The organism is Pantoea sp. CTOTU49201 (assembly GCF_032054795.1).
Classification (GTDB): domain Bacteria; phylum Pseudomonadota; class Gammaproteobacteria; order Enterobacterales; family Enterobacteriaceae; genus Pantoea; species Pantoea symbiotica.
Window position 1 is genome coordinate 1 of the sequence record NZ_DAMBSA010000017.1, and the last position, 9,280, is coordinate 9,280.

10 protein-coding genes and 1 pseudogene are annotated in these 9,280 nt (G+C 55.5%); 3 read left to right on the forward strand and 8 right to left on the reverse strand.

What is annotated here, in order from left to right:
- Positions 1–188 (forward strand): hypothetical protein (locus RTY00_RS02385; RefSeq protein ID WP_312663285.1); only part of this gene is annotated, 188 nt, incomplete at its 5' end.
- Positions 189–255: 67 nt separating this feature from the next.
- Here the strand turns inward: RTY00_RS02385 and ridA are convergent.
- The 4 genes from ridA to argF all read right to left on the reverse strand — a co-directional run bounded on the left by ridA (position 256) and on the right by argF (position 3,383).
- On the reverse strand, positions 256–642 hold the full coding sequence (gene ridA, locus RTY00_RS02390) for a 2-iminobutanoate/2-iminopropanoate deaminase (RefSeq protein ID WP_277976830.1): 387 nt from the start codon (positions 640–642) through the stop codon (positions 256–258).
- A 78-nt stretch (positions 643–720) separates the two neighbouring features.
- Positions 721–1,185, reverse strand: a complete 465-nt coding sequence (gene pyrI, locus RTY00_RS02395) for an aspartate carbamoyltransferase regulatory subunit (RefSeq protein ID WP_007886734.1) — start codon at positions 1,183–1,185, stop codon at positions 721–723.
- Between the two features lie 11 nt (positions 1,186–1,196).
- Positions 1,197–2,132 (reverse strand): aspartate carbamoyltransferase, encoded by a 936-nt coding sequence (gene pyrB / locus RTY00_RS02400; RefSeq protein WP_312663286.1) that lies wholly within the window; start codon positions 2,130–2,132, stop codon positions 1,197–1,199.
- 243 nt (positions 2,133–2,375) lie between these two features.
- On the reverse strand, positions 2,376–3,383 hold the full coding sequence (gene argF / locus RTY00_RS02405; RefSeq protein ID WP_258144479.1) for an ornithine carbamoyltransferase: 1,008 nt from the start codon (positions 3,381–3,383) through the stop codon (positions 2,376–2,378).
- Between the two features lie 162 nt (positions 3,384–3,545).
- Here argF and rraB point away from each other — a divergent pair, with 162 nt between their 5' ends.
- Positions 3,546–3,968, forward strand: a complete 423-nt coding sequence (rraB, locus tag RTY00_RS02410; RefSeq protein WP_008104254.1) for a ribonuclease E inhibitor RraB — start codon at positions 3,546–3,548, stop codon at positions 3,966–3,968.
- Positions 3,969–4,027: 59 nt separating this feature from the next.
- Positions 4,028–4,798: a tRNA isopentenyl-2-thiomethyl-A-37 hydroxylase MiaE gene (miaE, locus tag RTY00_RS02415; protein WP_312663287.1), complete on the forward strand. Its 771-nt coding sequence runs from the start codon at positions 4,028–4,030 to the stop codon at positions 4,796–4,798.
- A gap of 62 nt (positions 4,799–4,860) precedes the next feature.
- Here the strand turns inward: miaE and RTY00_RS02420 are convergent, their stop codons facing one another.
- The 4 genes and pseudogenes from RTY00_RS02420 to RTY00_RS02435 all read right to left on the reverse strand — a co-directional run.
- Complete coding sequence (locus tag RTY00_RS02420) at positions 4,861–5,364, reverse strand: GNAT family N-acetyltransferase (protein WP_061718228.1); 504 nt, start codon at positions 5,362–5,364, stop codon at positions 4,861–4,863.
- Positions 5,365–5,430: 66 nt separating this feature from the next.
- Positions 5,431–8,286 (reverse strand): valine--tRNA ligase, encoded by a 2,856-nt coding sequence (locus RTY00_RS02425; RefSeq protein WP_258144481.1) that lies wholly within the window; start codon positions 8,284–8,286, stop codon positions 5,431–5,433.
- Positions 8,287–8,288: 2 nt separating this feature from the next.
- Entirely contained in the window at positions 8,289–8,750 is a 462-nt protein-coding gene (locus RTY00_RS02430) for a DNA polymerase III subunit chi (protein ID WP_008104246.1), read from the reverse strand.
- Between the two features lie 146 nt (positions 8,751–8,896).
- Positions 8,897–9,280: pseudogene (locus RTY00_RS02435) on the reverse strand (leucyl aminopeptidase); the annotation flags it as partial.

The window sequence follows — 9,280 nt, forward strand, 5'->3', positions numbered from 1 at the left end:
TACAGCAAGTAGCAGAGTTGAGCCGAATGGGACTGGATTTGGTCAACGCGCTGGAGCGTAATCAGGCGTATGGCGCAGGTGAGGTGGCGCAGATGCATACGCAACTGGATGCGGCAGCGCAGGTGCAGGACGAAACAGTGCTGGCGCTGGTGCGGCCGCTGGAGAAGTTACTGCGATCGTTTAAATAACAGAGGTCGCCATTAATGGCGACCCTACGAAAAGCGTAGGGTGCGCATTTATGCGCACCGCGATCAATCAACGACGAACCGCAATCGCCTCAATCTCAATCTTCACATCTTTCGGCAGACGCGCCACTTCTACGCAAGAACGCGCAGGGAAGCTGGCGTTGTGCTCGGTGAAGAACGCTTCGTAAGTTGCGTTCACCGTGGCGAAGTCATTCAGATCCTTCACAAACACGGTAGTTTTCACGATATCGCCCACTTTCAGGCCTGCGGCTTCGACAATCGCCTTCACATTTTCCAGTGACTGACGTGCCTGCGCAGAAACATCGTCGGCAACGGCGCCGGTGGCGGGATTAACCGGAATCTGGCCTGACGTGATGATCATGCTGCCGAGATCCACGCCCTGCACGTAAGGGCCAATCGCTGCGGGTGCGTTTGAAGTACTGATTTCGCGAGACATTGTTTCTCCTTGAAAGTGCGCGGCCGACCGATGTCCGCCGCGAAATGAATCGTCCCATTATAGGGACGACGCGGGCGATTACCAGTGACCGAGCACCACGTGGCGCGCGAACTCTTTCTCGCAATATTTGCACTTCAGATGCACATCATCTTCGCGCTTTTTCACCGCAAAGCTGGTGAACACCGGCTCGTTGCGGCTGATGCAGTTGCTGTTCGGACAGGTCAGCACGCGGTCAATACGATCCGGCAAGGTTGGGGCGATCTTCGCTACCACTTCGTATTCGTCAATGCGGTTCACCGTGGCGAGCGGCGCATACACCGCCAGCTGATTGATCTGATCGTCGGTCAGGAAGGTATTTTCGATCTTGATCAGATCTTTGCGACCCATCTCGCCCGACGGCAAGTTAAGGCCGATGGTGATGCGTTGATCGGTTTCGGTCAGACGAAACAGCGACAGTAATTTAAAGCCGACCTGCGCCGGGATATGGTCAATCACCGTGCCGCGTTTGATGGCTTCAACCTGCAATTTATTATCGTGTGTCATCGCTTTGCTCCTTACAGTGCCAGTTCGCGATTCAGTACCAGCGCCAGCAGTGCCTGGCGAGCGAAGATGCCATTTCCAGCTTGCTGGAAATACCAGGCGTGCGGCGTGCTATCGACGTCGGTGGTGATCTCGTCGATACGCGGCAGCGGATGCAGCACTTTCATGTTGTCGCGCGCACCGGCTAAATCGGCGGCGCGCAGGATGAACTGTGCTTTAACGTTGGCGTATTCCGACGGATCGAGGCGCTCTTTCTGCACGCGCGTCATATACAGAATGTCGAGTTCTGACATCACTTCTTCGATGGTGTCGTGGCGCGACCAGGCAATGTTCTGCTCATCCAGCATATCGGTGATGTACGACGGCATCGCCAGCGCATCCGGCGCGATAAAGAAGAAGCGGTTGCCATCAAACTTCGCCAGCGCCTGCGTCAGTGAATGCACGGTGCGGCCATATTTCAGGTCGCCGACCATCGCCACATTCAGGTTATCGAGGCGATTTTGCGTTTCGCGAATGGTAAAGAGATCGAGCAGCGTTTGCGTCGGATGCTGGTTAGCACCATCACCGGCATTCAGTATCGGAATGCCGCCGGAGAATTCCGTCGCCAGACGCGCCGCGCCTTCCTGCGGATGACGCATCACGATGGCATCGACGTAAGTACCAATCACCGAAATGGTATCGGCGAGGGTTTCGCCTTTCTTGCCGAGCGAGGTATTGCTGCCGTCGGCGAAGCCCACCACCGACGCGCCGAGACGATGCATCGCGGTTTCAAACGACAAGCGCGTGCGCGTTGAAGCTTCAAAGAAGCAGCTGGCGATCACATTGTGTTTCAGCAGCTCCGGCTGGGGATTGGCTTTCAACTGGGCGGCGGTATGCAGCACCAGCTCCAGCTCGTCGCGGTTGAGATCGTTGATGGAAATAATGTGCTTGCGATATAGCGGGTTGGCCATAGCGTTCTCCTCTGCGCTGCCGGATTGCGGACAAAAAAAAGCCCCTGCTTAAGGGGCTTTTTTTACGATCGATTGATGACGGAAAGAAACAGATGCGCCGCCCGCTTTCAGGCGTCGTTGAGCGTCAAATTGTGCGCTGCGCTGTTGCATGTTTCCTCCGGCAAATTGGGCCGCATTATACGCATTCACTGATTTGCATCAAGCAAATATCGCGCACGAGGTAAACGTTTGCGGCGCGACCAATCATAGCTTACCGAGCGTCGCCACCATCACCGCTTTAATGGTGTGCATGCGGTTTTCAGCCTGATCGAACACGATGCTGTGCGCCGATTCAAACACCTCATTACTCACTTCCATGCCATCCTGTAAACCGTACTGCTCGGCCATTTGCCGGCCCAGCGTGGTTTTGTCGTCATGGAAGGCCGGCAAGCAGTGCAGGAATTTCACCTGCGGATTGCCGGTCAGTGCCAGCATCGCGCTGTTAACCTGATAAGGACGCAGCAGGGCGATGCGATCTTCCCACACCGATTTGGCTTCGCCCATCGACACCCACACATCAGTGTAGATGAAGTCGGCACCTTGCACGCCTTCGGCGATATCTTCGGTCAGGGTGATTTTACCGCCGGTTTGCTGCGCGGCCACGCGGCATTGATCCACCAGTTCCGCTTCCGGCCAGCAGCCTTTTGGCGCGACCAGACGCAGATCGAGGCCGACCAGCGCAGCGGCTTCAAGCATGCTGTTACCCATGTTGTTGCGCGCATCACCGACGTAAACCAGCGTCATTTCATTCAGCGCTTTGCCCGGCAGATGTTCCTGCATCGTCAGCAGATCGGCCAGCAGCTGCGTGGGGTGGAATTCAGTCGTCAGGCCGTTCCACACCGGCACGCCAGCGAATTCCGCTAAGGTTTCCACCAGTTCCTGGCCGTAGCCGCGATATTGAATACCGTCATACATGCGTCCCAGCACGCGCGCGGTGTCTTTCATCGACTCTTTATGGCCGATTTGGCTGCCGCTTGGGCCGAGATAGGTAACGTTAGCGCCCTGATCGTAAGCGGCAACTTCGAAAGAGCATCGGGTACGAGTCGAGTCTTTTTCGAAGATGAGCGCGATGTTTTTGCCTTTCAGGTACTGCGTTTCGCTGGCATTTTTCTTTGCGTGTTTTAATTCACCTGCCAGACTCAGCAGAGAATCGATTTCGGCTGGGGTGAAATCCAGCAATCTCAGGAAATGTCTTTGATGTAGCTGACTCATACAGCGCTCCGAATACTCACTTTAAAATGAATTAAAATTCAATTTAACCGTATGAATATGCATTTTCAACCCCGGCGTTAAGAAACTTGTTGTTTTGTGTAGTGGCGCGCGAGGCAGTGTGGGAAAATAATTGTATTCAGCCGAATATTTGAGGACACACCCATGGCATATGAAGCATTGCTGGAAGAACAGCGCGAAGAGACGCGACTGATCATTGAAGAGTTGCTGGAAGACGGCAGCGATCCAGATGCGCTTTACACTATTGAGCATCATCTCTCCTGCAACAACTTTGACTCGCTGGAGAAGGTCGCGGTTGATGCCTTCAAACTGGGCTACGAAGTGAGCGAGCCAGAAGAGCTGGAGCTGGAAGACGGCACCACCGTGATGTGTGTGGATATCCTGAGCGAAGGCGCGTTGAAGCCTGAGTTGATTGATGCGCAGGTTGAGCAGCTGGTGAATCTGGCGGGCAGCTACAACGTCGATTACGACGGTTGGGGCACCTACTTTGAAGATCCTGATGCCGAAGATGAAGACGACGATGGCGAGTTCATCGACGACGAAGAAGACAACGGTGTGCGTCACTAAGCATTAATGGGCGGCGCTCGCCGCCCTGAAACGTTTCCCCGTAAGACAAAAGACTGCCCATGAATTACGCTCCGCTATTAGAACCGATCTATCAATTCCTGCATTGCCGCACGCCACAAGCGTGGATTGATGAAGCGCGCAAGCCGGAAAATCTGACGTTACTGCTCACCGATCACATGGTTTGCGAATTGAAGGCCGCGCAAACCGCGGTGTTTATCATCCGTAAATACGTGGCGGATAAGCCGAGTGGTGATGCCATTCTGGCGTGGCTCAAGCCGTATGAAGATTTTATCTACCGCGACGAGCAGGACAGTAACTTCATCAATGCCCACAAGAATCTGACCAAAAGCATTATCGTGCGCAACGAACTGCCATGGGCTGACGATTTGGTGGAGATGATGGTGCTACTGGTGAAAGAGGAGCTGCATCACTTCTATCAGGTGTGGGAAATCATGCAGTCGCGCGGTTTGCCGTATCGCAAAATCACCGCCAGCCGCTATGCCAAAGGGCTGATTCGCGAAATTCGCACTTATGAGCCGGAAGCGCTGGTGGATAAGCTGATTTGCGGCGCCTATATCGAAGCGCGTTCCTGCGAGCGTTTCGCCAGCCTGGCGCCGTATCTGGATGAGCAACTGGAGAAGTTCTATATTTCGCTGCTGCGCTCAGAAGCGCGTCACTATCAGGATTACCTGAAGCTGGCGCAGCAGATTTCGCCGAAGGACATTGCCCCGCGCGTGCAGGTGTTTGGTGAAACAGAAGCGCGCTTAATCAGCGAACCGGATGGCGAGCTACGCTTTCATAGTGGTGTGCCGGCAATTTGGTGCGCATGAATGCGCACCCTACAAAAAACCGGCTATAACCGTAGGGTCGCCATTCATGGCGACCTCAATCATCACAACACCTTCAACATCCGCACTTCACAATCCACATGCCCGGTACAACCCATCGCGCTATCAATCAGCTCAAACCCCAACGACTCATACAACTTAATCGCACGCGTCAAACTACCAGTCGTCTCCAGATAGCAGCGCTGAAAACCCCGTTGACGGGCAAATTCCATGGCGCGCAGCGCCAGATCGCGCGCCAACCCTAAGCCGCGCACCTGCGGCAGGAAATACATCTTCTGCAGCTCGCAGATATCCGGCGCGCTGCAGGCCAGCGGAGCAACGCCGCCGCCGCCCACCACCACACCATCATGTTCCACAATCCAGTAGGCGCTATTGGCTTCGCTGTAGAGTTCGAACAGGCGATCGAGATGAGGATCGGACACGGTGTAGCCTTTGTCCGCCGTCAGGCCAAATTCAGCTGACACATCACGGATCACTTGCGCGATCAGCGAGTTATCGGCTGCAGTAATGGGGCGCACCTTTAAATTGATGGAGGCGTCGGTGGTCATCATTATCTTCCGGTATAAAAAAGCCGGGCAGTGCCCGGCTTCGATTAAGCAGTTGGACTGAAGCGCTTACAATGCCGCAATCACGCCCTGCTGTTCAAACAGTTTTGCTTTTGATTGCTCAAGCTCAGCCACGCGCTCACGCTCTTTCGCTACAACCGCTTCCGGCGCACGTGAGACAAAGCCTTCGTTCGCCAGCTTGGTCTGGATCTTCTCGATTTCGACATCAAGTTTCACCAGCTCTTTCGCCAGACGCTCCAGCTCGGCTTCTTTGTTGACCAGATCCGCCATCGGGATCAGCAACTCAGCGCCTTCAACAATCTTGGTGACCGAAACCGGACCTTTCTCGCCCGCAGGCAGAATGGTCAGGCTTTCCAGGCGCGCCAGACGCGACAGGAAGGTGCGGTTCTCTTCTACGCGACGCTGAGCGGCGGCAGAGCAGTCACGCAGCAGCACGTCGAGCGGCTTGCTTGGTGCGATGTTCATCTCAGCACGTATATTACGTACCGCGACGATCGCCTGCTTCATCCACTCGATATCGGCTTGCGCCTCGGCATCCTCTTTCGCCGCGTCATACTGCGGGAACGGCTGCAGCATGATGGTATCGTGGTCGATGTTTTTCAGGCCTTTCACACGCTGCCAGATGGTTTCGGTGATGTAAGGAATGATTGGATGCGCCAGACGCAGCAGCGCTTCCAGCACGGTAACCAGCGTATTACGCGTACCGCGCAGTTCCGCTTCGCTACCGCTGGTCATCACCGGCTTGGTCAGCTCCAGATACCAGTCACAGAACTGGTTCCAGGTGAAGTCGTACAGAATGTTGGCCGCGATATCAAAGCGATAGCTATCCAGCGCTTCGCGATAGGCTTTCACGCTGCGGTTGAACTCGCTCAGAATCCAGCGATCCGCCAGCGACAGCTTCATTTCGCCGCCGTTCTGGCCGCAATCCTGCTCTTCGGTGTTCATCAGCACGAAGCGGCTGGCGTTCCACAGCTTGTTACAGAAGTTGCGATAACCTTCGAGGCGCTTCATATCCCAGTTGATATCACGACCGGTAGACGCCAGCGCGGCGAGGGTAAAGCGCAGCGCATCGGTACCTGAAGGCACGATGCCGTCCGGGAACTGCTTCTCGGTACGTTTGCGGATCTTCTCAGCCAGCTGCGGCTGCATCATGTTGCCGGTACGTTTCTCCAGCAGATCTTCCAGCGAAATGCCGTCAATCATATCCAGTGGATCGATGACGTTGCCTTTCGACTTGGACATCTTCTGGCCTTCTTCATCACGGATCAAACCGGTCATATAAACGGTTTTGAACGGCACCTGCGGCTTGCCGTTTTCATCTTTGATGAAGTGCATGGTCAGCATGATCATGCGCGCAATCCAGAAGAAGATGATGTCGAAGCCGCTCACCAACACGCTGGTTGGATGGAAGGTACGCAGCGCTTCGGTGTTCTCTGGCCAGCCCAGCGTCGAGAAGGTCCATAGACCGGACGAGAACCAGGTATCCAGCACGTCGTCGTCCTGGCGCAGCGCCACGTCGGCGGCCAGATTGTTTTCCTGACGCACTTCGTCTTCGGTGCGGCCAACGTAGACGTTGCCGTCGTTGTCGTACCATGCTGGGATGCGATGTCCCCACCACAGCTGACGTGAAATACACCAATCCTGAATGTCGCGCATCCATGAGAAGTACATGTTTTCGTACTGCTTCGGCACAAACTGGATGTCGCCGTTTTCTACCGCTTCAACCGCGACTTTCGCCAGCGGTGCGGTGCGCACATACCATTGGTCGGTCAGCATTGGCTCGATCACCACGCCGCCGCGATCGCCGTAAGGTACGGTCAGGTCGTGCGGTTTAATCTCTTCCAGCAGGCCGATCTCATCAACGGCAGCAACAATCGCTTTACGCGCGGCGAAACGCTCCATCTTCTGGAACTGTGCCGGGATGTCGTCTGCGCACTCGTCGCTGACTTCGCCATTGGTGTCGAACACTTCCGCGCGCTCGCGGATATCGCCATCAAAGGTCAGAATGTTGATCATTGGCAGCTTATGACGACGACCCACTTCGTAGTCGTTGAAGTCATGCGCAGGCGTGATCTTCACGCAGCCGGTGCCTTTTTCCATGTCAGCGTGTTCATCGCCAACGATCGGAATACGACGGTTCACCAGCGGCAGGATCAGCTCTTTGCCGATCAGATCTTTATAGCGTGGATCTTCCGGGTTAACTGCTACGCCGGTATCGCCGAGCAGGGTTTCCGGACGTGTGGTAGCCACCACCAGATAATCTTTGCCTTCAGCGGTTTTAACGCCGTCAGCCAGCGGATAGCGGATATGCCACATCGAGCCTTTGCTCTCGCGGTTTTCCACTTCCAGATCGGAGATGGCAGTACGCAGTTTTGGATCCCAGTTCACCAGGCGCTTGCCACGGTAAATCAGGTTCTCTTTGTACAGGCGGACAAACACTTCGCGCACCGCATTGGACAGACCGTCATCCATGGTGAAGCGCTCACGCTCCCAGTCAACCGAGTTGCCGAGACGACGCATCTGGCGCGTAATGGTGCCGCCAGATTCCGCTTTCCACTGCCAGATTTTGTCGATGAACGCATCGCGGCCATAATCCTGGCGCGTTTTGCCCTCTTCAGCGGCGATTTTGCGTTCTACCACCATCTGCGTGGCGATACCGGCGTGATCGGTACCGGCCTGCCACAAGGTATTTTTACCCTGCATGCGCTGGTAGCGAATCATGGTATCCATGATGGTCTGCTGGAAAGCGTGACCCATATGCAAGCTGCCGGTGACGTTCGGCGGCGGGATCATGATGCAAAAGCTTTCCTGGCTGGTATCGCCATTCGGTTTAAAGTAGCCCTGCTGTTCCCAGTGCTCGTAGAGCGGCTGCTCGATATCTTGCGGGTTATATGTCTTTTCCATTTCTACACTGTCGTTTGCGGCGAGGGTGGCGTCGCCGTATTCAATTGGAAACCAACGCTGCGATAGGCTTTGTAGCGATCGCGCGCCAGTTGTTTTAGGGATTCTTCATAAGGAACGAAGTCTATCACTTCATGGAAACCAGTAGCAAAATCTGCGAACTGTGGCAGAAGGCTGATCAGCAGATCGCGCGGTGAACTGCCGCGACGCTGCGGCCAGGCCAGCTCAACCGGTGCACCGTAGCGCGGGCCTTCTCCGGCCAGGTTGTGCGGTACAAAGGCGTTGGCCGGGAGCTGCCAGAGCGCTTCATCCAGCCGATTGGCTTGTTCTTCGTTTTCGCAGGCAATCAGGATGCGTTTGCCGTCACGCCAGCGTGTTTCGGCAAGAGAGCACACCAATGCTTCGATGGCGGTTAGGCCGTCGCTGGCGCTCTCAGACTCCATCACATAGAAAGTGGCGTTTTTCATGGCGGACTCATTTCCATAAATGACAGTGGGGCGCATTGTGCGTCATCGGGTTTCGTGCGTCCAACAATAAGGTCGCCATAAATGGCGACCTTACGGAGTAAGGTGCGCATTCATGCGCACCGTTTCAATGACCGCATTGCGACAACTTAATCGTCGCCGTTCAATCCTGCGCGATTCAGCAGGAACTGCGACAGCAGCGGTACCGGACGACCGGTTGCGCCTTTGGCTTTACCGGAACGCCATGCGGTACCGGCGATATCCAGGTGCGCCCAGTTAAACTTACGTGCAAAGCGCGCGAGGAAGCAGGCCGCAGTAATCGCACCGCCAGGACGGCCGCCAATGTTCGCCATATCAGCAAAGTTGGATTCCAGCTGCTCCTGATACTCATCCGCCATCGGCAGGCGCCAGGCGCGGTCGCCGGACTGCTCTGACGCGCTGATCAGCTCGTGCGCCAGTGGATTGTGGTTCGACATCAAACCGCTGACATGATGACCCAGCGCAATCACGCAAGCGCCGGTCAGCGTGGCGAC

What these genes read in the sequence shown, in the direction of transcription:
- ridA (WP_277976830.1), bottom strand. Translation starts at nt 642, where the DNA reads ATGTCTCGCGAAATCAGTACTTCAAACGCACCCGCAGCGATTGGCCCT.
- pyrI (WP_007886734.1), bottom strand. Translation starts at nt 1,185, where the DNA reads ATGACACACGATAATAAATTGCAGGTTGAAGCCATCAAACGCGGCACG.
- pyrB (WP_312663286.1), bottom strand. Translation starts at nt 2,132, where the DNA reads ATGGCCAACCCGCTATATCGCAAGCACATTATTTCCATCAACGATCTC.
- argF (WP_258144479.1), bottom strand. Translation starts at nt 3,383, where the DNA reads ATGAGTCAGCTACATCAAAGACATTTCCTGAGATTGCTGGATTTCACC.
- rraB (WP_008104254.1), top strand. Translation starts at nt 3,546, where the DNA reads ATGGCATATGAAGCATTGCTGGAAGAACAGCGCGAAGAGACGCGACTG.
- miaE (WP_312663287.1), top strand. Translation starts at nt 4,028, where the DNA reads ATGAATTACGCTCCGCTATTAGAACCGATCTATCAATTCCTGCATTGC.
- RTY00_RS02420 (WP_061718228.1), bottom strand. Translation starts at nt 5,364, where the DNA reads ATGACCACCGACGCCTCCATCAATTTAAAGGTGCGCCCCATTACTGCA.
- RTY00_RS02425 (WP_258144481.1), bottom strand. Translation starts at nt 8,286, where the DNA reads ATGGAAAAGACATATAACCCGCAAGATATCGAGCAGCCGCTCTACGAG.
- RTY00_RS02430 (WP_008104246.1), bottom strand. Translation starts at nt 8,750, where the DNA reads ATGAAAAACGCCACTTTCTATGTGATGGAGTCTGAGAGCGCCAGCGAC.